Consider the following 20953-nt stretch of genomic DNA (forward strand, 5'->3'; position numbering starts at 1 on the left):
AAATGCATGGACTAAAACGGGTCTATTTACAGAGGGACACAACGCTGTGTCCCTTAATTTCATGCGGGTTGAGGCTGGACTAGGCCCAGGCCAGTGGCAGGATGGATGACAGAACACTCGGGAAATATTTTCTGGCATGACGTTGCATACTATCCGCCACAACGCTGGTACAGGTAAAGGCGCCATGGAGGCCGTGAAAACGGTCGGACCACTCGGTAAATTGTTCGCTGGATGGGAATATCGCCGGAGACAGCTCCCAGGCTTTCTGCATCAGCGCCTCCGCATAGCCTCTCAGGGCCGGCGGAGAGTCATGCTCAGTGCCGAAAATGGCGCTGGAGGAATAGCGTGCGAATGCGGTACTGAGACAGAACAGGGTTTCCGCCTGCTTCTGTGGGGTGGCGTCCGTCAGGTGATAAGCACTGAGGATGTGCTGGTAGTGTGCCGGGCTGAGTTTGCCTTCAGGAAGCAAGGGGTCAAAAATGGTGGCCAGACGCGACACTGAGGCATCATCAATCAACTTCACGGTGGAATGTTTCTGGTTCGTGGCGGCAATAAACTGCTGGTTCAGCTCCCCGTGCTCTTCAGTGCTGAGGATGATATCAATCAGCTCCCCAAAGCGTCGCTGCGTGGCCTGCTGATTAAATGCGGCGAGAAACACCGGAAAGTCATGACGGAATAACTCTACCGGAGAGATTTGCGCGGTGGAAACGTTCTCTCCGGCTCGCAGCAGGTAAAAGTTGTCCCATGTGGTGTCAGGAGTAGGGTTTAGCATTGTTAACAGCGTGTCAGTGGAGAGCATCATCGCCGTGTCTGAATCCTGGGAGGAAAGCAGCAGGAAATTATCTGCAGCGCGGGTTGTCCAGTCCGGGCTGCCGTCATAATTGCCGAAGAGCCCATTATGGATGTGGGGAGACACCGCCGGGTGAGCAAGATACTGTTCATAAAGCGCTGCAGCTTTCTGGCGGGTGCCATCAGTGCAGTCCACGCCTGTCATACAGTGTAAAATCACCTGATTAAAGAATCCGCTGTGAGTGGTCATGGCGGCGCTGTTCCTGTCAAACGAATCCAGCAACACAGGCAGTATACGCTGCTGATAATATGTGTCAGGAGCCGGCAGGGGAACGTCATTATAGGTCTGGCACTGGTGGGCAAAAAAACGTTCCTGAACAGGCCCGAGCCACTCGCTGATAAGCGCACTTTGCGTATAGGGGGGGTGGGCCAGTACGCTCACCAGCGAACTTTCAACTGGCCGGATACGTGCCTCTGATAAGCGGCCACTCCGAAATGACTTCACCAGGTCTTCCATTGCCCGGACTTTTTCCTGTCTGTATTTATCGGGCAGGCTGTTAATGGTCATCAGAATACTTTTACCATTATTATGTTCATGATTTAAAAAACCATCCACAGCGCTCTCAGTCCAAAGGAGTGGCATTTGCAGCCAGATATCACCTAGACGAATAAAATTTCCGCCCCCTGACACTGACGGAGGTGATAAATTATCCGGTTCATTTAAAATAACGTCGGAGAGGTTGGCTTTGTAAGGTATAAGCGTATTTTTTAATGTTGTATTAATAAAAGAGGGCTGTTGTTGTGTAGTAATTGAATACAGTAAAGACACTTCATTCATGTCTGAATTACTAAATTTCGTATTACTGCAGACTACACCACTCAGTGTCGAATAAGTGAATCGGCATTCGTCAAAATGTAAATGAGATATATCAGAATAAGTAAATTTTGAATTTGAAAAGTTGAACCCCTTGATAATATCGCCGTCTCGCTTCATGAAGCTGGGGGGCAATATTTTGCTGAATGTAATATTACGGAAATCTGCGTTTGAAAAATCGCGATCTGCGGTCGTAAGGGTTTCTCCGGCTTTCTGTCGTAAAACTGCATCCGTGAGTTTCTTAGCCCAGTCGGCAGGTGATGACGGGGAAGACGTAGCCTGAAGTGAGAGGGAGGGTGATACTGGTGGTGTTCTACCTTCAGAAACCGTGGGCCTGTTATTGGCTGATACAGAGAGTCCACCGGGGAGCGGGGCCGCACCTGTCACTCTGTAATTATAATCACATGTTTGATTTGCAATATGCTTACGCATGAATGCTGCATTCATTTTTGAGACATCTTCTTCTGAAATATTTTTCTTACCTGCATTATTTGTATCTTTAATATTTTTAACAGTAATCAATGTTTTGTTTAAGGTGTTTTTATCTTTTGGCTGAAAGAAGTCTTTTATTTTTTGTGGTAACGCGAACTCAATCGATGAGCTCTTTCCTGTTTTAAGTTTTTCATTTAAAGAAACATGCGTGTTTTTAACACTGGTTATTTTTGAGGCGAACCCGTTTTTCGTATGTTCACGAATCGAGGTAATTAATTTTTTGACCTGGTTAGGAATAGTAGAAAAATTAATTGTGCCTGATGATATCTTCATTAGAATTCCTTATCAACATCATTATGGAAAAACGGTCTGGATTTTTAACGCCTTAAAAGTAAGCTTCATATGTCGGTATGGCGATGGAGATCACAATTCACCATGTTATCTGGCAGGTTTCTTTCAGAAAGTGTCCATCCTGTCATCATGTCACCGTATTGTGGGACGCTGACGTATCTGCGGAAAAATCCAGGCATAAGAGAGCGGGTCGGGTAACGAAGCCCGTGTGTGCGCAAAACTAAACCCGCTTCGATGCGCAGTCAGCGTTTTTCGCCGGCATTCGGGATATCGTCGGCGGACATTCCGGCGCGTATGAGAAAGAACTGCGTAAAGCGCGTGAAATCGCTTTTCAGGAAATAATCGTTTTCTTTTAAATATTATTACGTGTTATTGGAATTGTATCATTTTTATAATTAACAGCGGGTTGTTTGGTAATTCTGCTGATTATTCAATGACAGTCCATGTGCGTGTTCAGGAAATGTAAAATATTTATAAAATAAAAGGTGTTATCGTGTTGGTATGCTCATTTTAACAACTATTTCAAATTGTGATTGAAGCCGACATTTCATAATACAAATTAAATATAATCTTCAGCTATATCTAATAACAGGAGGTTATATGAGCATTAGTCGTCGTTCTTTTTTGCAGGGGGTAGGCATCGGCTGCTCTGCCTGCGCACTGGGCGCTTTTCCGCCCGGGGCGCTGGCGCGCAACCCGATTGCCGGCATTAACGGTAAAACCACGCTAACGCCAAGCTTGTGCGAAATGTGTTCCTTTCGTTGCCCTATTCAGGCGCAGGTAGTCAATAACAAGACCGTTTTTATCCAGGGCAATCCTTCTGCGCCGCAGCAGGGGACGCGCATATGCGCCAGGGGCGGGAGCGGCGTCAGCCTGGTTAATGACCCGCAACGGATTGTAAAACCTATGAAACGCACCGGGCCACGCGGCGACGGTGAATGGCAGGTGATTAGCTGGCAACAGGCTTACCAGGAAATCGCGGCGAAAATGAATGCCATCAAAGCGCAGCATGGCCCCGAGAGCGTGGCTTTCTCTTCCAAATCGGGCTCGCTCTCCAGCCATCTTTTCCATCTGGCTACGGCCTTTGGTTCGCCTAATACCTTTACTCACGCCTCAACATGCCCTGCCGGGAAAGCCATTGCGGCAAAAGTGATGATGGGCGGCGATCTGGCGATGGATATCGCTAACACGCGCTATTTGGTTTCGTTTGGCCACAATTTGTATGAAGGGATTGAAGTTGCCGATACCCATGAGTTAATGACCGCGCAGGAGAAGGGGGCCAAAATGGTGAGCTTCGATCCGCGTCTGTCGATATTTTCCAGCAAGGCGGATGAGTGGCACGCTATTCGTCCCGGGGGGGATTTAGCGGTTCTGCTGGCGATGTGCCACGTCATGATTGATGAACAACTCTACGATGCGTCTTTTGTTGAGCGTTATACCAGCGGATTTGAACAGTTAGCACAGGCGGTAAAAGAGACGACGCCGGAATGGGCCGCCGCGCAGGCCGATGTCCCAGCCGACGTTATTGTCCGGGTGACACGCGAACTGGCCGCCTGCGCGCCTCACGCTATTGTCAGTCCTGGTCATCGCGCGACGTTCTCGCAGGAAGAGATCGATATGCGGCGTATGATTTTTACGCTTAATGTGCTGCTTGGTAATATTGAGCGCGAAGGCGGGCTATATCAGAAAAAAAACGCGTCTGTTTACAATAAACTGGCCGGAGAAAAGGTCGCGCCAACGCTGGCGAAACTCAACATTAAAAATATGCCGAAACCGACGGCGCAACGCATCGATTTGATCGCACCGCAGTTTAAATATATCGCCGCTGGCGGCGGCGTGGTGCAAAGCATTATTGACGCGGTGTTAACCGAGAAGCCTTACCCGATAAAGGCGTGGATTATGTCGCGGCATAATCCTTTCCAGACCGTCACCTGTCGTTCGGACCTGGTAAAAACCGTTGAGCAACTGGATCTGGTGGTCAGTTGCGATGTCTATTTGAGCGAGAGCGCGGCATATGCCGACTATCTGCTGCCGGAATGCACCTATCTCGAACGGGACGAAGAGGTATCGGATATGTCGGGACTGCACCCGGCTTACGCTCTGCGCCAACAGGTCGTAGAGCCGATTGGCGAGGCGCGTCCAAGTTGGCAAATCTGGAAAGAGCTGGGCGAGCAGTTGGGATTAGGGCAGTACTATCCGTGGCAGGATATGCAGACGCGCCAACTCTATCAGTTGAACGGCGACCATGCCTTAGCGAAGGAACTGCGACAGAAAGGGTATCTCGAATGGGGCGTTCCGCTGCTATTACGCGAACCAGAATCCGTTCGCCAGTTTACGGTGCGTTACCCCGGCGCTATCGCGACGGACAGCGACAACACCTATGGCGAACAGCTTCGCTTCAAATCGCCCTCCGGCAAAATCGAACTTTATTCCGCAACCCTGGAGGAATTGCTCCCAGGCTACGGCGTTCCGCGCGTTCGTGACTTTGCGCTTAAAAAAGAGAATGAGCTTTACTTCATTCAGGGCAAGGTGGCCGTGCATACCAATGGCGCGACGCAGTACGTACCTTTACTCAGCGAGCTAATGTGGGATAACGCGGTCTGGGTCCATCCGCAAACGGCGCAAGAAAAAGGCATTAAGACCGGCGATGAGATCTGGCTGGAAAATGCTACGGGTAAAGAGAAAGGTAAGGCGCTGGTGACGCCCGGTATCCGTCCGGACACGCTTTTTGTCTATATGGGATTTGGCGCTAAAGCTGGGGCCAAAACGGCGGCGACGACACACGGTATCCACTGCGGAAATTTACTGCCGCACGTGACGAGTCCGGTATCCGGTACGGTAGTGCATACCGCAGGCGTGACGCTGAGCCGGGCATGAGGGAGGAGGGAACCATGAATCATTTAACGAATCAGTACGTCATGCTGCATGATGAAAAACGTTGTATCGGCTGCCAGGCGTGTACCGTTGCCTGCAAAGTGCTTAATGACGTACCGGAGGGATTTAGCCGCGTACAGGTACAAATTCGCGCCCCTGAACAGTCATCCAACGCACTAACCCATTTTCAATTTGTCCGCGTCTCCTGTCAGCACTGTGAAAATGCGCCATGTGTCAGCGTTTGTCCTACCGGAGCGTCATATCGTGATGAAAACGGGATCGTGCAGGTGGATAAATCGCGCTGTATTGGCTGCGATTATTGTGTTGCCGCGTGTCCTTTCCATGTGCGCTATTTGAATCCGCAAACCGGTGTCGCCGACAAGTGTAACTTCTGTGCCGACACGCGGTTGGCGGCTGGCCAGTCTCCGGCGTGCGTATCCGTTTGCCCAACGGACGCGCTGAAATTCGGCAGACTGGATGAGAGCGAGATCCAGCGCTGGGTCGGTCAGAAAGAGGTCTATCGCCAGCAGGAGGCGCGTAGCGGCGCGGTCAGTCTGTACCGTCGTAAAGAAGTCCATCAGGAGGGTAAAGCATGAATACTATCTGGGGAGCGGAACTACATTATGCGCCAGATTATTGGCCGCTGTGGTTAATTTACGCAGGCGTCGTGGTGCTGCTCATGCTTGTTGGGCTGGTTATCCATGCGTTATTGCGCCGGATGCTGGCGCCAAAAACGGCGGGCGGCGAAGAGCATCGTGACTATCTCTACTCGCTGGCGATTCGCCGTTGGCATTGGGGAAATGCGTTACTGTTTGTTTTATTACTGTTCAGCGGTTTATTTGGTCATTTTTCTCTCGGCCCTGTAGCGCTAATGGTACAAGTGCATACCTGGTGTGGTTTTGCCTTACTGGCTTTCTGGGGCGGGTTTGTGCTGATCAATCTCACCACAGGTAACGGGCGTCACTATCGGGTAAATTTTTCCGGACTGGTAACGCGCTGCATACGCCAGACGCGTTTTTACCTTTTTGGCATCATGAAAGGGGAAGCGCATCCGTTCGCGGCAACAGAGCAGAATAAGTTCAATCCACTGCAACAACTGGCATATCTGGCGATTATGTACGCGCTGGTACCGCTGTTAATCATCACCGGTTTGCTGTGTCTCTATCCGCAGGTTGCGGGTCTGGGCCCTGTGATGCTGGTGCTGCATATGGCGCTTGCTATCATCGGCTTACTGTTTATTTGCGCGCATCTCTATCTGTGTACTCTTGGCGACACGCCGGGACAAATTTTCCGTAGCATGGTTGACGGCTATCATCGTCATCGTACCGCGCCGCGCGGGGATAAGTCCGCCGTCTGAGCGTATCCATAAAATAATGTCAGCAAGAAAATGTGCCTTGTGTCACATTTTCTTGCAATTTATCCATGTTTGTTTAACTGAACTTCCGTAAAAAGAACGGCAAATAGAGACCATCCTGAGGACATGCTGTTGAAACGCCGTTTGTTTATTGCCGCTTCTTTATTCGCGATGCACCTTTCTCCTGCGCTTGCGGCCGATGCCGTAAGTTTTGCTCCCCAACCGCCAGCCATTGATGCAGGCGCCTGGGTGTTGATGGATTACACTACGGGACAGGTTCTTACCGCCGGTAATGAACACCAGCAACGTAATCCCGCCAGCCTTACCAAGCTAATGACGGGCTACGTCGTCGATCGCGCCATCGATAGTCATCGTATCAGCCCTGACGATATCGTCACCGTTGGGCGCGACGCCTGGGCGAAGGATAATCCGGTGTTTGTCGGCTCCTCGTTGATGTTTTTAAAAGAAGGGGATCGCGTGTCGGTGCGTGATTTAAGCCGTGGCTTAATCGTGGATTCCGGTAACGATGCCTGTGTGGCGCTGGCGGATTATATCGCGGGCGGGCAGCCGCAGTTTGTGGCGATGATGAACAGCTATGTGAAAAAACTCAATTTACAGGATACCCATTTTGAAACCGTCCACGGTCTGGATGCGCCGGGACAACATAGCTCCGCGTATGATCTGGCCGTACTCTCCCGGGCGATTATTCACGGCGAACCTGAATTTTATCACATGTACAGCGAGAAAAGCCTGACCTGGAACGGCATCACGCAGCAGAACCGCAACGGCTTGTTATGGGATAAGACCATGCATATCGATGGGCTTAAAACCGGACACACATCGGGGGCGGGATTTAATCTTATCGCATCGGCGGTGGACGGGCAGCGTCGACTTATCGCCGTCGTGATGGGAGCGAAAAGTTCGAAAGGTCGTGAGGAACAGGCGCGAAAACTGTTGCAGTGGGGCCAGCAAAACTTTGCGACGGTGCAGATTTTGCACAGCGGTAAAAAAGTGGGCAGCGAGCGAATCTGGTATGGAGACAAAGAAAAGATTGCGCTGGGTACGGGACAGGATTTCTGGATGGCGCTGCCTAAAGCGGAAATTCCGCATATCAAAGCAAAATATGTGCTGGATAGAAAAGAGCTGGAGGCACCAATCGCCGCTCATCAACAGGTAGGTGAAATAGAGCTCTACGATCGGGATAAACTGATCGCTCAGTGGCCGCTGGTCACTCTGGAATCGGTGGGTAAAGGCGGTATGTTCTCTCGTCTGAGCGACTATTTTCAGCATAAAGCGTAAGCCGTTGTCACACACCGTTCACCGTCATCTGAGGTGTCAAAAGGGCGGGATTGCGAGGTTGCTCACAAAATGATCACGCTGTCCTTGTGACCGTAAAAGGCTGTAATTATACTGTACATTCATACAGTATAGTGAAGTGACGGAGGCAGCATGGATTACGAAATCAGGCAGGAACAAAAACGCAAGATAGCCGGTTTCCACATGGTCGGTCCATGGGAACACACCGTGAAGCAGGGTTTTGAACAACTGATGACGTGGGTGGATCGACAGCGGATCGTGCCAGTTGAATGGATTGCCGTCTATTACGACAATCCAGATGTCGTACCTGCGGAAAAACTCCGCTGCGATACCGTGGTGTCCGTGGCAGAGAATTTCATCCTGCCGGACAATAGCGAAGGCGTAATCGTGACCGCCATTGAAGGCGGCGAATATGCCACTGCTGTCGCGCGTGTGGAAGACCGTGACTTTGCGAAGCCGTGGGAACGGTTTTTTGACGTCCTGGAGCAGGATAGCGCTTATCAGATAGCCTCTGCGCCCTGTTTTGAAACCTATCTGAATAACGGCATGGAAGATGGATACTGGGATATTGAAATGTATATTCCGGTACAGCGGAAGTGATCGACTGGTTTCCTGGCTGAAAAGAGCGGACGGATAATGTGTTCCGTCCGCCAGTGCGCTATTTTTGCTATAAAGCAGGTACAATGCATTTTTTGCCATTCCCGTAAGGAGCGCAAGCGTGCGTGCCGATAAGTCATTAAGCCCTTTTGAAATACGGTTGTACCGTCATTATCGCATCGTGCATGGCATACGTATCGCCCTGGCGTTCATTCTTACCTTTCTGCTGGTTCGTCTGTTTTCTATTCCCGAGGGCACATGGCCGCTAATCACGTTAGTGGTGATTATGGGGCCCATCTCATTCTGGGGAAATGTAGTGCCTCGTGCTTTTGAGCGCATAGGCGGTACGATCCTGGGCGCGGCGTTAGGGCTGGTGGCGCTACGCCTGGAGCTCTTTTCCTTACCGCTGATGCTGGTGTGGTGTGCGATAGCGATGTTTTTGTGCGGCTGGCTGGCCTTAGGGAAAAAACCGTATCAGGCGCTACTGATAGGCATAACGCTCGCCGTTGTTGTCGGCGCTCCCGCTGGTGATATGAATACGGCATTATGGCGTGGCGGGGATGTGATTTTGGGGTCGCTACTGGCGATGTTGTTTACCGGCATCTGGCCCCAGCGCGCCTTTTTGCACTGGCGCATCCAACTGGCGCATTGCGTCACGGCGTATAATCGGGTGTATCAGGCAGCGCTGTCGCCGAATTTGCTGGAGCGCCCCCGGTTGGATAAACATTTGCAACGGTTGCTGAACGATGTCGTCAAAATGCGCGGGCTGATAACGCCTGCCAGTAAAGAAACCCGGATACAAAAATCTATTTTCGAGGCCATTCAGACCATCAACCGCAATCTGGTTTGTATGCTTGAATTACAAATCAATGCCCACTGGGCGACGCGCGCCAGCCATTTTGTGATGCTTAACGCGCACACATTGCGTGAAACCCAGCAGATGACGCAGCAAACCTTGCTAACGATCGCCCACGCGTTGTTTGAAGGCAACCCGCAGCCGGTACTGGCAAACACCGGTAAACTGAATGATATTGCTGCCGAGTTGCGGCAGCTAATGAACGAGCAGCAGGGCGACGCGGTGGCTGAAACCCCCATCCACGGCTATGTTTGGCTAAGTATGGAAACGGCCCGACAGTTGGAACTGCTTTCACATTTGATCTGCCGGGCTTTGCGCAAATAAAAAGCAGATGGGGCGAATGAATTAGTTGCTGCTTCGATTCAGCAAAGATTAAGAGTATGATACTAATATAAGGATAAAATGAGTGCTACTGGCAACGATTTTATCCCCGAACCTTCAGGTTTCCACAGGCGGCGACGTAACGGTGTTTCCTCTGGCGGCTTGAAGTATGACGGGGATAAACGTAATGTTTATCCACTAGCAGTTGCTTAACGAATCCGAATCTCACATTATCAGGGGTGTAAAAATGGAAACAACCAAGCCTTCTTTCCAGGACGTGCTGGAGTTTGTTCGTCTGTTCCGTCGCAAAAATAAACTGCAACGTGAAATTCAGGACATTGAGAAGAAGATCCGTGACAACCAGAAGCGTGTGCTGCTGCTGGACAACCTGAGCGACTACATCAAGCCAGGTATGAGCGTTGAGGCGATTCAGGGTATCATCGCCAGCATGAAAAGCGACTATGAAGATCGCGTTGATGACTACATCATTAAAAATGCCGAAATCTCCAAAGAGCGTCGCGACATTTCCAAAAAGCTGAAAGCGATGGGCGAAATGAAACACGCCGATGTAAAAGCCGAATAATGCGCTACGGCAGTGGGAGCGTATATCAGGCTCTCACTGCAGTTTGACCCCGCCAGTGACCATCTTGAGTAAATGTTGTTTTGGCCAGTGTCGGGTAAGTTTTTTCTCTGCCAGCTTACCTTTCAGGCGCGCAATGTCATGACGTTTCCGGTCCAGCATCAGACCCACCACGCTACCGCTATGTGCCACGTTCAATCCGTATAAATCACACTCTTCGACCAGCGACAGCAGGGCGGTAAATCCTGGCTTAGGTAACAGCGTCTGGCTGGCGATAGCGCTAAGCGTAGCCGCCTCACCCAGTCGGAGCGGATTTTGCGTTATACAGGCTTCCTGCACCAGATTCCAGGCCTGCTGCAAGGTTGCTGAACTTGCTATTAATTTCTGCTGGCGAGGGAGACGGTGGTAATCTTGCGTGCGCAGTGTGACCGGACTTTCCAGTACCAGCAAATCGATTGGCGGCGGTGGCTCGCAGGCGATTTGCGTGACCGCATTATTATGATCAAACAGCGTTAACTGATGAAAAACGGTGCTATCAGTGGGTTCGATTGAGACGCAAAGCTGTGCAAGGGTAGTTTCATCCAGCGAATGGCCAAGATGATGCGCCGTTGCCACTGCCGTAGCGGCAATATCTGCGGTGCTGCTGGCCATGCCTTTGGCAACGGGAATTGACGAACGCACATCGACGCGAATCTCATTACTCCAGTGCGCAGGATACTGCCAGTGCGCCAGAACGCGCTCCACCATCGCCCGCGACAATGGGCGCTCGTTTACCAACGGCGGCGCAGCCGTGACTGCTACGGTGCTGTACCAGTCAACGGGGCAGGAGACCAGTTTCTCACTGCCCAGAATCCATCCCTGGATAAGTTCCCCACATGAGGCGGGGCATTGCGCAACAGCCACGTTATCACCTTTCAGGTACGAATAGTGTGCGCGCATAGTGTCATGGTAAAAGCGTTATTACCATGACTTGCCGCAATGCGTCGTATAACTCTCTCAGGCTGGTACACAAAGCCCTTCCGTGGCCGGTAGCGCAATGCGCATAACGTCTTGTGCGATCATTAACTCTTCGTTGGTGTTGATGACGGCGACTTTCACCAGGGCGTTCTCCGTCTGGATAAATGTCGCATTACGCTGATTTTTCTCTTCATCAACGGCTAAGCCTAAAAATTGCAAATTATGGCAAACCGCCGATCTGGCGCGCGCTGAGTTCTCGCCAATGCCCCCAGTGAATACCAGCGCATCCAGTCCTCCCATTTGCATAATATAGCTGCCAATGGTGGCGCGAATGCGTTCGGCAAACAGAGTGAGAGCGAGTTTAGCCTGCCGGTTACCGGTATTGGCTGCCTGTTCGACATCGCGGTAATCAGACGACACGCCAGAAACGCCCAGCAAGCCTGACTCATTATTTAATAACTGATTCAACTGTTGCGGCGTTTTGCTTTCGCGCTGGGCTATCCACGGCAGAATAGAGGGATCAATATCTCCGCTACGGGTGCCCATCATCACGCCTGACTGCGGCGTAAAGCCCATCGACGTATTGACCGAACGCCCGTTCTTGATGGCGCAGATGCTGCTACCGTTTCCAAGATGACAACAAATCACCCGTAATGCGCTGAGTGGTACGCCCAGCTTTTCCGCCAGAACGCCGCTGACATACTTATGGCTGGTGCCATGAAAGCCATAACGGCGAATCCCCAGTTCCGCGTAATAATGCCAGGGAAGCGGGTAAATATAGGCGGGTTCATCCAGCGTCTGGTGAAATGCCGTATCAAACACGGCTACGGAAGGGGCATCAGGCAACAGTTGACGAAAAACGTGAATACCCAACGCGTTTACCGGGTTGTGAAGCGGGGCCAGTTCAGCAAGACGTTCGATTTGCGCTAACGTTTCATCCGTGACCAGCGTCGAGTCTTTAAAAAACTCACCGCCGTGCGCCACACGATGGCCCACCCCGTCAATGTCCCGCAGACTGTTAATGATTTGATAACCCAGCAGCTTTTCCAGAAGCAGCGTTACCGCATCGCGATGATCGGCAACGGGGACGGTTTCCTGCCATTTTTGGCTGTGCGTCTTAATTGTCACCTGCGCATCCGCCATACCGATACGCTCAATCAGCCCCTGGCAGAGCATGTCGCCCTGCGGCATCTCCAGCAGCTGAAATTTTAACGATGAGCTACCGGCGTTAATGGCCATTATTTTGTAAGACATAAAGGTTCCTTCGAATTCAGAAAATCCAGCACGGCGTCGAGACCCGAGTTATTCAGCGCGCTGGTAATAAAAATCTGCTGTGCGCCAGCCTGCGTAAGCCACTCCGCAACCAGCGAAATACGCTGCGGGTCGGCCAGATCGGCTTTGGTGACAAGGCCAATCGTCGGGCGGTTCATCGGGGCGGTAAAACCCGGAGAAAAGGGCGACCACTGGGCGTCGGCGTTCAGCACCAGGGCGATGACGTCGGCCTCGCAGGCGCTGGTTAGCAAGGCGCTATACAGGCAGCGGTTCTCCAGGTATTCGCCCGGCGTGTCGATGGCCATCGGCGACCATTCAATGGCCTGGGTTTTCTTATAATGGAGCGCTTCGCCGCGCAGGCTTTGGGTCAGCGAGGTTTTTCCGCACTGGCTGGGGCCGATAAACATCAAACGCTTCATGACGTTACGTCCGGGTGATCGAACAGGTGGTGAACTGCATCATTTCGCCCAGCGTGCGCGTTACCTGCTTGAGGGCATACTCGACGGCGGAAACGTCGCCGGTCAGCACCACGGCACCGGTAAAGCGATCGAGAAAACCAATTTCCACCGCGCCGGATTTAGTGGCGATATCGCAGGCGATAATCGACGCCTCGCTGGGCGTGATGGTAAGGATGCCAATGGCGGACACCGCATCCTGCAGGCCCAGCTTCTTAAAGAGATCTTTCCCTGGATTAGCAATCAGGTGCGCGAGAGTGACCTGTTTCCCCGGCACGTATTCCTGAATCATGCGATCCGTTGTCGGTTGTCTTTCCATTATCCCTCCACCATCTGTCGCCACATGGCTTCATGCGGGCGCGGGATCACCGAGCGGTAAACCAGCAGCCCTTTCTCGCCCGCGCTTTCGCTGGCAACCGTCACGGCGTTATTGACGTCAGAAACGTCGCCCGCCACCACCATGTAGCATTTACCGCCGATGCCGAAGGCCATATGCACCCGCACCAGGGTGACGTTTGAGCCTTTCACCGCCCGGTCTGCGGCGCTAATGCAGGCCGCCACGCTCCAGGTTTCGACGATACCTACCGCCTGGCGCTTATCGACGCTGTTCAGGCCGCTGATGGCCGGAAGTACGCTGGGATGAATATTTGCCAGCACAAGGCTGTCGACGAGCATCTCGCCGGCCTGCGACGTACCGGTTTCAATGGCCTGCTGGACAGCGCCGATATCGCCGCCCAGCATCAGTAAAAACTTACCTGGGCAGATGGTCTTGCTGACCAGCAGATTAACGTTGGCGCTTTTCAGCATGGCATCACCAAGCTCCATGCCTTTGGCGATGCTGGTGAGTTCTAAAATTCCTATAGCCTGAGACATGGTTAACCTCTTACAACCGTGATGGCCTGTTCGCTGATGGCCGAAACAATGCCGTCGATGCTGGCGTGAATGGGTGCGCCGAGCGCGCCAGGCGGGACATCGGCAACGCATTGCCCGCGCGTCACGCGCTCGCCGACGGCAACAGTCGGTACTGAGCTGGCACCAATATGCTGGCGCAGCTGTAAAGTGACTTTTTCTACTGACGGCTCTTCTTCAACCAGCGGCGCTTCCTGGTACCAGGGGCTTAGTCCCAGTTTGGCGATCAGCCGCTTCACCGGCACCAGGCGATATTTCGCCATTTCGTCGGCCGGGTTCAGTGGCCCTTCGTAGCGCTGGTTTTGCGCCCGTAGCTCGCGTTTTAACATGCGGTTGATGCGCATCGGCGAGATCCCCACCGGGCAGGCCACGCTTTCGCAAACGTTGCATTCCGAACAGGTAAGGGCGCTCAGCAGCAACTGCGGCGTGGCAGCCTGGTGAAAGTTCACTGCCCGCACCAGCAGGTGCGGAGAGAGTTCGTGGCCGATCAGATGCCGTGGGCAGAGATCGGTACACAGTCGGCACTGTTCGCAGACGGTGCGCGCGACGGAAAGCACCGTGCGCTCGTCCTGCATTCTCCGCTGGATAAGCAGATGGCTTTTGGGGAGCACCAGCAGGCCGCCGGTAGTTTTCGTCACCGGGTTATCAAGAGAGGTAATCAGGCCACCCATCATCGGGCCGCCGTTAATAAAACCAGGGTCGTCGACCGTTGCGCCGCCCGCCAGCGCCAGCACTTCATGCAGTGACATGCCGATAGGAACGGTAACGGTCAACGGTCTGGCGACCGCGCCGTTCACGGTCAACGTGCGACGAGTGACCGGAAACTGCTGCTCGACCGCCCGGGCAATATTCAGCACCGTTTGCACGTTATTGACGACCACGCCGACGCTGGCGGGTAGCGCAGCCGGGGCGACCCGGCGGCCGGTTGCCATCCAGATAGTCAGCACCTCATCGCCCGCGGGATATACATCCGGCAGGATATGCAGGCGGATACCGTCTGGCAGCTGCGGGGTGAGGGCGTCGATGGCCCGGCGGTATTTTTCTTTCAGGGCTATCACCCCTTCGCGCGCGCCGGTTGCCGTCATCGCGTACTGCACGCCGCGAACAAGACGCGCGGCCTGCTGCCACATCAGTTGCTGGTCAACTTTGAGCATCGGTTCACACTCGGCGGCGTTCACCAGAAAAATCTCTACCTGCGCCTGTAGTTTGACGTGAGCGGGAAAACCTGCGCCGCCCGCACCCACAACGCCCGCTGCGCGAACGCGCTCGCGAATTTCATCGGCGCTATGGGACATTTCAACGACGTTGACGGCGGTACTCATAGCAGTTCCTCCAGCAGTTCCCGAATGGCTTCGGCATTGGCCGGGCGCGGGTTAGTGCGCAGCGTAACGTCAGCCAGCGCAGCCTGCACCATCGCCGGAATGCGTGCGGAAAAGTCGGATCTTCCTTCTTTAAGCGCAACGGCCAGTGAGGGAAGGGCGCAGTGTTGCTTAAGCAGTTCGATTTGCTGAATCAGCGCATTGATTGCCGCAACGTCATTGGCTTCTGCCGGGCAAAAACCGCAAGCTTTGGCCATCCGCGCGTAGCGTTTGGCGGCGCGCGGGTCACCCGCGTTAAAGCGGATCACCGTCGTGAGCAGCAGCGCATTGGCCAGCCCGTGCGGCAGATGAAACTGTCCGCCAAGCTGGTGGGCTATCGCGTGGTTAAGCCCCAGCCCCGCCTGGCTGAAGGCCATCCCGGCGAGCGTTGAAGCGTTGTGCATTTTCCCGCGCGTCGCCACGCAGTCGCCTTTTTCCACCGCCGTGGGCAGATACTGGAACACCAGTTTGGCGGCCTTTTCCGCCAGCGCGTCGGTAAAGTCGCTGGCGTGCGGTGAAACCCACGCTTCCAGGGCGTGGGTCAGAACGTCCATGCCGGTGTTGGCGGTAATCTGCGGCGGTACGCTGACCACCAGCTCCGGGTCGAGGATCGCCATATCCGGATACAGCGCATTGTTGAACAGCGGATACTTGATGCCTTTATCCGGGTCGCTAATTACGCAGGCGCTGGTGACTTCCGAACCGGTGCCGCTGGTGGTCGGGATCGCTACGCAGGTTTCGATATTGATGCCGCTCTGCTGGCTAAACCAGACAATCGCTTTTGCCGCGTCCATTGCCGAGCCGCCGCCAAAACCAATTACCACCTGCGGCTGCAGGGCCTGCATTTGCGCAATGCCCTGCACCACGGTATGGATGGTGGGGTCCGGCGTTATCTCGCTAAAGACGCTGATGCGGTTATCTGCGGGCAGCGCGTTACGCAGGGTATCCAGCAGCGGAGAGCGCGCCAGAAAACCATCGCAGATTATCCAGATGTGCTTATTGGTAAAGCGCTTGAGCACCGCCAGGCTGCCCTGACCGCTGTACAACCGCGTTTGTAGTGAGAAGGTATTCATCGCGACCTCGGTTAGCGAATAGAAAAGCCGTTGGTCAGTACGCAGCGCCGGGAGCGGGCAAAAGTACGCGCTGACGTGGTCCCTTCACCGGTTGGTGTGGCAATAGTAAAGGTGGTAAAGCCTTCGCCGCCGACGCCGATCCCGGCATAAGAGGGGCCGTTTTTGACGAATATCGAGGTTTGCAGGGTGCGGGCCGCGAGGTTCAGGCGCGACACGTTCTGCGAGTGCATAATGGCGGTATGATGCAGCCCCTCTTCAACCTTCAGGGCCAGCGCCAGCGCGCTATCGAAATCGCTAACTTTTACCACCGGCAGCATCGGCATCAGCTGTTCGCTGGTGACCCACGGATCGTCAGCGTTAACCAGCGCAATCAGCAGACGCGGTGCTTTTGCAGGGACAGCGATCCCGGCGGCTTCCAGCATGGCCGATGGGCTCTTGCCGACCAGTTTTTTATTCGCCTGGCCTTCTGGCAGGCAGGCGGCGCGGAGTTTGTCGGTATCGGCAGGGCTTAGCAACAGCGCGCCGAAGGTTTGCATTTGCTGCACCAGACGCTCGGCGACGCTCTCCACTACGATCAGGCTTTTCTCGGCAATGCAGGGCAGGTTATAATCGAATGACGCGCCGTTGATGATATCTTCTGCCGCTTTCACCAGGTCCGCTGTTTCATCGACGATGCAGGGCGGGTTACCCGCGCCAGCGCCAATCACCTTCTTACCGCTCTTCATGCCCATTGCCACAATGCCGGGGCCGCCGGTAATAGCCAGTACCGCGATTCGCGGGTGGGCCATCATCTGCTGGGTCGCTTCGAAGGTGGGTTCAGCCACGGTCACCACCAGATTGCGGATGCCGCAGCAGCGGAAGGCAATCTCTTCAATCAGGCTAATCAGCTTCAGAGAGACCTTTTTCGCTCCCGGATGCGGGCTAAAGTAGACGCTGTTGCCCGCCGCCAACATGCTGATGCTGTTGTTGATGATGGTTTCCGTCGGGTTGGTGCTCGGCGCGACCGAACCGATAACGCCAAACGGTGAGTATTCAAACAGCACCATGCCGCCGTCACCGGTCAGCGCGGTGGTGGTGAGATCTTCTACGCCCGGCGTGTTGTCCAGCGCAGCCTTGTTTTTGAGGAGTTTATCTTCTTTGTTGCCCATCCCCGTTTCATTGGCGCTCTCTTCCGCCAGGGTTGCCAGTAGCGGCGTCAGCTCCTGACGCATCGCGCTGATAATGGCGTTGCGGGTTTTTAGCGGGCACTGCTGATAACGTAAGAACGCCTGGTGCGCGGCATCGATGGCCTCGCTCACGGACTGGAAAATCCCTTTGCCCTGAGGCTGGGCCGGAGTTTGCGCCGGCGTGGTTAATTGCTCGCTAAGAATGGTGCGAATCAGGGTTTCGAGTTCAGAAGTATTCATTGATGAGTTCCCACGTTAATAGCCGCGATGGCGGTCTGTGCTATGTCCATGTCCTGCTCAACGCTGCCGCCGCTGATGCCAAGACCCCCAATTAATATGCCGTCGCGCCACAGGGCGTAACCGCCGCCAAAGGTGACCACTTTTCCCTGTAAATGACTTTCCAGGCCATAAAGCGCCGCGCCTGGCTGAACAACATCGCTCAGCTCATGGGTCGCCGTTTTCATAGCAACAGCGGTCCATGCCTTTTTCGGCGCCAGTTCGCTGCTGACCAGCAGGGCGTCCGGCATCCGCCAGGTCACAGTTTCCGTACCGTGCGCGTCAACGATGCTGACGACTACCGGAACCTGCAGTTGCTGCGCGCGTTCAACGGCGGCGCGGGTGAGCTGGTGCAGATCGTGGAATGAGAGGGCCACGGGCGTCGTCTCCTTGCTGTGGGGCGGCTGGCAGGCAGCCAGATAGCGCTTGCTAACTTCACGGATGATGTTGGCCTGGTGCGCATCGCTATCTTCCGCGCGGGCCAAGGCGTACAGGCAGTCCGATAAGCGGTTGATGTAGCGCATTAGCACCTGGCGTACGTTGACTTCAGTTGCCAGTTCAACCAGACGGCGTTCGGCGCGGCGTGCCAGCGTGCGGGCAAAATGTAATCGGCTCGCGGCTTCGCAGCGTCCGGGTAAAATAAAGCTGTGCAGCGGTTCGACGCGGGCCATTGCCCGATCGATAGCGGCTTCCAGAGCCGAAATCTCTTCGCTGCTGATGTAGCGCTGTTTGGGCGACGGCTGCTCGCTGTCGCTGGCCAGCTCTGCGCTAAACCAAAAAAGTTGCTGCTGGATGGCCTCGAGTAAGGTGCGGTGATTTTCATCCGCAGCGGCGCAGGCGCACAGGCTCAGCGCGGCGTTCAGCTCATCCAGCGTGCCGTAGGCTTCAACCCGCGGGTGGGTTTTGCTCACCCGCTGGCCGGTAAACAGTGATGTGGTGCCAGCGTCACCTGTTCGGGTATAAATCGCCATAACCGCCCCTTAACGCGAAAGCGTATCTACAATGCCGACAACGGCGAGGTCGATGGCCTCATTTGGCCCGGAAAAAACGTGCCTGGCGCTGGAGCCGCCGCTGAGCAAAACCAGTTCGCCGACGCCCGCGCCGACGGAGTCCACGGCCACTTCATCGCCAGAGGTGGGCGAGGCGGGGAGTTCGCCATCGGCGCTGACCCGACGCACCAGCAGCAGCTTTTTCCCAATCAAAGAAGGTGATTTTTGCGTGGAGACAACCGCGCCCGTGACTCGTGCCAGATGCATGATTTACTCCTGCTTAATTAATTGAATATTCCGCGCATTGGCCGCGTCACGCGCCATGGCGGTCACGATGCATTTGCGGTGGACAACCACACGCCCCCGGCTTAGCAGCGCGACATCGCGATAGCTCAGCACCGAACCCGCATGCAGAACCAGCGGCAGTCCGTGCTCGTCGGTGAATACCAGCGGCAGACGAGCCAGTTTTTTTACCGGGATAACCGGCAGCAGCTGGCTGTGCAGGCTGAGCTGTACGCAGATGCCAAACGCCAGCGCGTCGTGAATTTTCCGGGCGGCGGCATCGTCGGTTTCTGCATCCGCAAGCTGACCCAGCAGCGGCAGGTCGACGAGCAGGATGCGCAGCGACGCGTGCTGACAGAACAGTGCTGGACAGTCGGCATCGCGAAGTTGCGTAACGCTCAGCGTTGCCGTGCTCTGGGCACGGCGCTGCAGTCGGGAGACAATCTCCTCGACAATGCGCTGCAGAATTTCGCCGTTCATCGCGGGCCTACCAGCCGGGCAAAGGCCTGCGGGTTATCGGCACCAGCGGCGTTGGCTTCATCGGTATCAATGTGCATTTCGAGGCGCATGTCCGGTGAAACGCGAATCGCCACGTTGTTGAAAATCAGCCCGCGATCGTCGCCTTCAATCGCCACGGAGACCATATCGCCGTGGGAAACCCGCAGGATCAGCGCATCAAGCGGCGACATATGGATATGCCGCTGCGCGACGATAACCCCGGAAGGCAGCTCCAGTTCGGCAAAGGGGCTGACCAGGCGGATGCCCGGCGTCCCCTTCAGGTTGCCGGACATTCTCAGCGGCGCGGCAATCCCCAGCGTTCTCGCATCGGTACGCGAAATTTCCACCTGGCTTACCGAGCGCAGCGGGCCGAGCAGGCGCACATTTTTGAGCTGCCCTTTCGGTCCCACCAGGGTGACGGTTTGCTCCGCAGCGTATTGTCCCGGCTGCAGCAGCGCTTTTTTTTCGCTGATGGGATGGCCGGGAAACAGCTGCTCATAATCCTGCGCGGACAGGTGGATATGACGGTTTGAGACGCCCAGCGGAATAGGCCGCTGGCGCATCTCGTCGAGAACTTTACTGACCGTTGATTGCAGAAGCTCTTTATCCATTACGCTTCACCTCGCTTGCCGGAATGAATGCAAAGCGTACGAGGTTCGCCCTTCTGGCGCGGACATTTTGGATCCAGACACAGATTGCAGCTGACCAGTTCTGATTCCTGCGGGGCCTCTTCTGCTGGCGCTGCAGAAACGACAGCAGCTATCTCTGACGTTTCAGGCTCAGGTTCAATGACGGAGGGGGGAGGCGTTTCTGCGAGCAGGATCCCTTCTCCGGGCCTGGCGATAACCTTGTGGGCCACCAGGCCATTCCGCTGTTCGGCGAAATGCGCACCGGTGGTGATAGCCGCCTGAACGGAGGCCACATCACCGGTAATTTTAATCACCATCCAGCCTGAACCATTGGTCTTTTCGAGGGCGAGCAGCGTGATAGAAGCGGATTTCGCCATGATATCGGCGCAGCTGATAGCCAGTGCCAGACCACAAACTTCAAGTAATCCCAGTGATTGCTTCACGCGGTGCTCCTTATTTGCCATCGATTAGGCTGATTTCGGTAAAATGGCCTCAACATCGCTGTGCGGACGCGGGATAACGTGGCAGGATTTCACTTCACCCACGACGCTTGCCGCCGCGCTGCCTGCATCTACGGCTGCTTTAACCGCGCCGACATCGCCGCGAACCATGACGGTAACCAGGCCAGAACCAATTTTTTCGTAGCCCACCAGCTGTACGTTGGCGGATTTAACCATTGCATCGGCGGCTTCAATGGCGCCGACCAGCCCTTTTGTTTCAACCAGTCCCAGTGCGTTATTCATA

Annotated in this window: 22 protein-coding genes and 1 pseudogene; 8 read left to right on the forward strand and 15 right to left on the reverse strand. The window is 54.5% G+C overall.

Annotated elements, in window-relative coordinates; translation table 11 throughout:
* Positions 1-79: 79 nt before the first annotated feature.
* Positions 80-2428, reverse strand: a complete 2349-nt coding sequence (sopA, locus tag ABVM99_RS14760) for an SPI-1 type III secretion system effector HECT-type E3 ubiquitin transferase SopA (protein ID WP_052938229.1) — start codon at positions 2426-2428, stop codon at positions 80-82.
* A 266-nt stretch (positions 2429-2694) separates the two neighbouring features.
* Between sopA and ABVM99_RS14765 the strand changes: the two are divergent.
* The 8 genes and pseudogenes from ABVM99_RS14765 to ABVM99_RS14800 all read left to right on the forward strand — a co-directional run.
* Positions 2695-2787: pseudogene (locus ABVM99_RS14765) on the forward strand (heavy metal-binding domain-containing protein); the annotation flags it as partial.
* Between the two features lie 259 nt (positions 2788-3046).
* Positions 3047-5323: a thiosulfate reductase PhsA gene (gene phsA, locus ABVM99_RS14770; RefSeq protein WP_023181977.1), complete on the forward strand. Its 2277-nt coding sequence runs from the start codon at positions 3047-3049 to the stop codon at positions 5321-5323.
* A 14-nt stretch (positions 5324-5337) separates the two neighbouring features.
* Positions 5338-5916 carry a thiosulfate reductase electron transport protein PhsB gene (gene phsB / locus ABVM99_RS14775; RefSeq protein WP_001016242.1) on the forward strand — a complete coding sequence of 193 codons (579 nt, stop codon included), beginning with the start codon at positions 5338-5340 and terminating at the stop codon, positions 5914-5916.
* On the forward strand, positions 5913-6677 hold the full coding sequence (phsC, locus tag ABVM99_RS14780; RefSeq protein WP_017441804.1) for a thiosulfate reductase cytochrome B subunit: 765 nt from the start codon (positions 5913-5915) through the stop codon (positions 6675-6677). The genes phsB and phsC overlap by 4 nt, the downstream gene beginning before the upstream one ends.
* Positions 6678-6800: 123 nt before the next feature.
* Positions 6801-7973 (forward strand): serine-type D-Ala-D-Ala carboxypeptidase DacD, encoded by a 1173-nt coding sequence (gene dacD / locus ABVM99_RS14785; RefSeq protein WP_031610656.1) that lies wholly within the window; start codon positions 6801-6803, stop codon positions 7971-7973.
* Between the two features lie 150 nt (positions 7974-8123).
* A complete protein-coding gene (gene sbmC, locus ABVM99_RS14790; RefSeq protein ID WP_000384326.1) occupies positions 8124-8591 on the forward strand; it encodes a DNA gyrase inhibitor SbmC in 468 nt (155 codons plus the stop codon).
* A 118-nt stretch (positions 8592-8709) separates the two neighbouring features.
* Positions 8710-9768 (forward strand): FUSC family protein, encoded by a 1059-nt coding sequence (locus tag ABVM99_RS14795; protein ID WP_001200858.1) that lies wholly within the window; start codon positions 8710-8712, stop codon positions 9766-9768.
* 244 nt (positions 9769-10012) lie between these two features.
* Complete coding sequence (locus ABVM99_RS14800; protein ID WP_000450405.1) at positions 10013-10348, forward strand: DUF496 family protein; 336 nt, start codon at positions 10013-10015, stop codon at positions 10346-10348.
* Between the two features lie 33 nt (positions 10349-10381).
* Here ABVM99_RS14800 and pduX read toward each other — a convergent pair whose 3' ends face one another.
* From pduX to pduJ, 14 genes are all read right to left on the reverse strand, one after another.
* Positions 10382-11248, reverse strand: a complete 867-nt coding sequence (gene pduX / locus ABVM99_RS14805; protein WP_001533066.1) for an L-threonine kinase PduX — start codon at positions 11246-11248, stop codon at positions 10382-10384.
* A 93-nt stretch (positions 11249-11341) separates the two neighbouring features.
* Entirely contained in the window at positions 11342-12556 is a 1215-nt protein-coding gene (gene pduW, locus ABVM99_RS14810; protein ID WP_000120647.1) for a propanediol utilization propionate kinase PduW, read from the reverse strand.
* The gene (gene pduV / locus ABVM99_RS14815; RefSeq protein ID WP_000826271.1) at positions 12541-12993 is read right to left on the reverse strand and encodes a propanediol utilization protein PduV; all 453 of its coding nucleotides are present in this window, start codon (positions 12991-12993) and stop codon (positions 12541-12543) included. The genes pduW and pduV overlap by 16 nt, the downstream gene beginning before the upstream one ends.
* Positions 12994-12997: 4 nt before the next feature.
* Positions 12998-13348, reverse strand: a complete 351-nt coding sequence (gene pduU / locus ABVM99_RS14820; protein WP_000441103.1) for a propanediol utilization microcompartment protein PduU — start codon at positions 13346-13348, stop codon at positions 12998-13000.
* Positions 13348-13902, reverse strand: a complete 555-nt coding sequence (gene pduT / locus ABVM99_RS14825; protein ID WP_000075778.1) for a propanediol utilization microcompartment protein PduT — start codon at positions 13900-13902, stop codon at positions 13348-13350. Before pduT ends, pduU begins: the two co-directional genes overlap by 1 nt.
* A gap of 2 nt (positions 13903-13904) precedes the next feature.
* On the reverse strand, positions 13905-15260 hold the full coding sequence (gene pduS, locus ABVM99_RS14830; protein WP_023195876.1) for a cobalamin reductase PduS: 1356 nt from the start codon (positions 15258-15260) through the stop codon (positions 13905-13907).
* Positions 15257-16369: a 1-propanol dehydrogenase PduQ gene (gene pduQ, locus ABVM99_RS14835; protein WP_017441809.1), complete on the reverse strand. Its 1113-nt coding sequence runs from the start codon at positions 16367-16369 to the stop codon at positions 15257-15259. Before pduQ ends, pduS begins: the two co-directional genes overlap by 4 nt.
* A gap of 11 nt (positions 16370-16380) precedes the next feature.
* Positions 16381-17775 (reverse strand): CoA-acylating propionaldehyde dehydrogenase PduP, encoded by a 1395-nt coding sequence (gene pduP, locus ABVM99_RS14840; protein ID WP_023195877.1) that lies wholly within the window; start codon positions 17773-17775, stop codon positions 16381-16383.
* Positions 17772-18782 (reverse strand): two-domain cob(I)yrinic acid a,c-diamide adenosyltransferase PduO, encoded by a 1011-nt coding sequence (gene pduO, locus ABVM99_RS14845; RefSeq protein ID WP_001029484.1) that lies wholly within the window; start codon positions 18780-18782, stop codon positions 17772-17774. Before pduO ends, pduP begins: the two co-directional genes overlap by 4 nt.
* Before the next feature lie 9 nt (positions 18783-18791).
* Positions 18792-19067, reverse strand: a complete 276-nt coding sequence (pduN, locus tag ABVM99_RS14850) for a propanediol utilization microcompartment protein PduN (RefSeq protein WP_000549825.1) — start codon at positions 19065-19067, stop codon at positions 18792-18794.
* A gap of 3 nt (positions 19068-19070) precedes the next feature.
* Complete coding sequence (pduM, locus tag ABVM99_RS14855; RefSeq protein WP_023195866.1) at positions 19071-19562, reverse strand: propanediol utilization microcompartment protein PduM; 492 nt, start codon at positions 19560-19562, stop codon at positions 19071-19073.
* A complete protein-coding gene (locus tag ABVM99_RS14860; protein ID WP_023195867.1) occupies positions 19559-20191 on the reverse strand; it encodes a phosphate propanoyltransferase in 633 nt (210 codons plus the stop codon). Before ABVM99_RS14860 ends, pduM begins: the two co-directional genes overlap by 4 nt.
* Complete coding sequence (pduK, locus tag ABVM99_RS14865) at positions 20191-20673, reverse strand: propanediol utilization microcompartment protein PduK (protein WP_077684081.1); 483 nt, start codon at positions 20671-20673, stop codon at positions 20191-20193. The genes ABVM99_RS14860 and pduK overlap by 1 nt, the downstream gene beginning before the upstream one ends.
* Before the next feature lie 3 nt (positions 20674-20676).
* On the reverse strand, positions 20677-20952 hold the full coding sequence (pduJ, locus tag ABVM99_RS14870) for a propanediol utilization microcompartment protein PduJ (RefSeq protein ID WP_001057755.1): 276 nt from the start codon (positions 20950-20952) through the stop codon (positions 20677-20679).
* Position 20953 lies beyond the last annotated feature (1 nt).

Origin of the sequence: Salmonella sp. SJTUF15591 (assembly GCF_043356435.1) — a bacterium.
GTDB lineage: Bacteria > Pseudomonadota > Gammaproteobacteria > Enterobacterales > Enterobacteriaceae > Salmonella > Salmonella enterica.

Excerpts from the sequence above, each read along its gene's own strand:
- sopA (WP_052938229.1), bottom strand. The coding sequence starts at position 2,428 with ATGAAGATATCATCAGGCACAATTAATTTTTCTACTATTCCTAACCAG.
- ABVM99_RS14860 (WP_023195867.1), bottom strand. The coding sequence starts at position 20,191 with ATGGATAAAGAGCTTCTGCAATCAACGGTCAGTAAAGTTCTCGACGAG.
- pduN (WP_000549825.1), bottom strand. The coding sequence starts at position 19,067 with ATGCATCTGGCACGAGTCACGGGCGCGGTTGTCTCCACGCAAAAATCA.
- phsB (WP_001016242.1), top strand. The coding sequence starts at position 5,338 with ATGAATCATTTAACGAATCAGTACGTCATGCTGCATGATGAAAAACGT.
- pduP (WP_023195877.1), bottom strand. The coding sequence starts at position 17,775 with ATGAATACTTCTGAACTCGAAACCCTGATTCGCACCATTCTTAGCGAG.
- pduW (WP_000120647.1), bottom strand. The coding sequence starts at position 12,556 with ATGTCTTACAAAATAATGGCCATTAACGCCGGTAGCTCATCGTTAAAA.
- pduS (WP_023195876.1), bottom strand. The coding sequence starts at position 15,260 with ATGAGTACCGCCGTCAACGTCGTTGAAATGTCCCATAGCGCCGATGAA.
- pduQ (WP_017441809.1), bottom strand. The coding sequence starts at position 16,369 with ATGAATACCTTCTCACTACAAACGCGGTTGTACAGCGGTCAGGGCAGC.
- pduJ (WP_001057755.1), bottom strand. The coding sequence starts at position 20,952 with ATGAATAACGCACTGGGACTGGTTGAAACAAAAGGGCTGGTCGGCGCC.
- pduU (WP_000441103.1), bottom strand. The coding sequence starts at position 13,348 with ATGGAAAGACAACCGACAACGGATCGCATGATTCAGGAATACGTGCCG.
- sbmC (WP_000384326.1), top strand. The coding sequence starts at position 8,124 with ATGGATTACGAAATCAGGCAGGAACAAAAACGCAAGATAGCCGGTTTC.
- pduK (WP_077684081.1), bottom strand. The coding sequence starts at position 20,673 with ATGGCAAATAAGGAGCACCGCGTGAAGCAATCACTGGGATTACTTGAA.
- pduM (WP_023195866.1), bottom strand. The coding sequence starts at position 19,562 with ATGAACGGCGAAATTCTGCAGCGCATTGTCGAGGAGATTGTCTCCCGA.
- pduT (WP_000075778.1), bottom strand. The coding sequence starts at position 13,902 with ATGTCTCAGGCTATAGGAATTTTAGAACTCACCAGCATCGCCAAAGGC.
- ABVM99_RS14800 (WP_000450405.1), top strand. The coding sequence starts at position 10,013 with ATGGAAACAACCAAGCCTTCTTTCCAGGACGTGCTGGAGTTTGTTCGT.
- dacD (WP_031610656.1), top strand. The coding sequence starts at position 6,801 with ATGCTGTTGAAACGCCGTTTGTTTATTGCCGCTTCTTTATTCGCGATG.
- phsA (WP_023181977.1), top strand. The coding sequence starts at position 3,047 with ATGAGCATTAGTCGTCGTTCTTTTTTGCAGGGGGTAGGCATCGGCTGC.
- pduV (WP_000826271.1), bottom strand. The coding sequence starts at position 12,993 with ATGAAGCGTTTGATGTTTATCGGCCCCAGCCAGTGCGGAAAAACCTCG.
- pduO (WP_001029484.1), bottom strand. The coding sequence starts at position 18,782 with ATGGCGATTTATACCCGAACAGGTGACGCTGGCACCACATCACTGTTT.
- phsC (WP_017441804.1), top strand. The coding sequence starts at position 5,913 with ATGAATACTATCTGGGGAGCGGAACTACATTATGCGCCAGATTATTGG.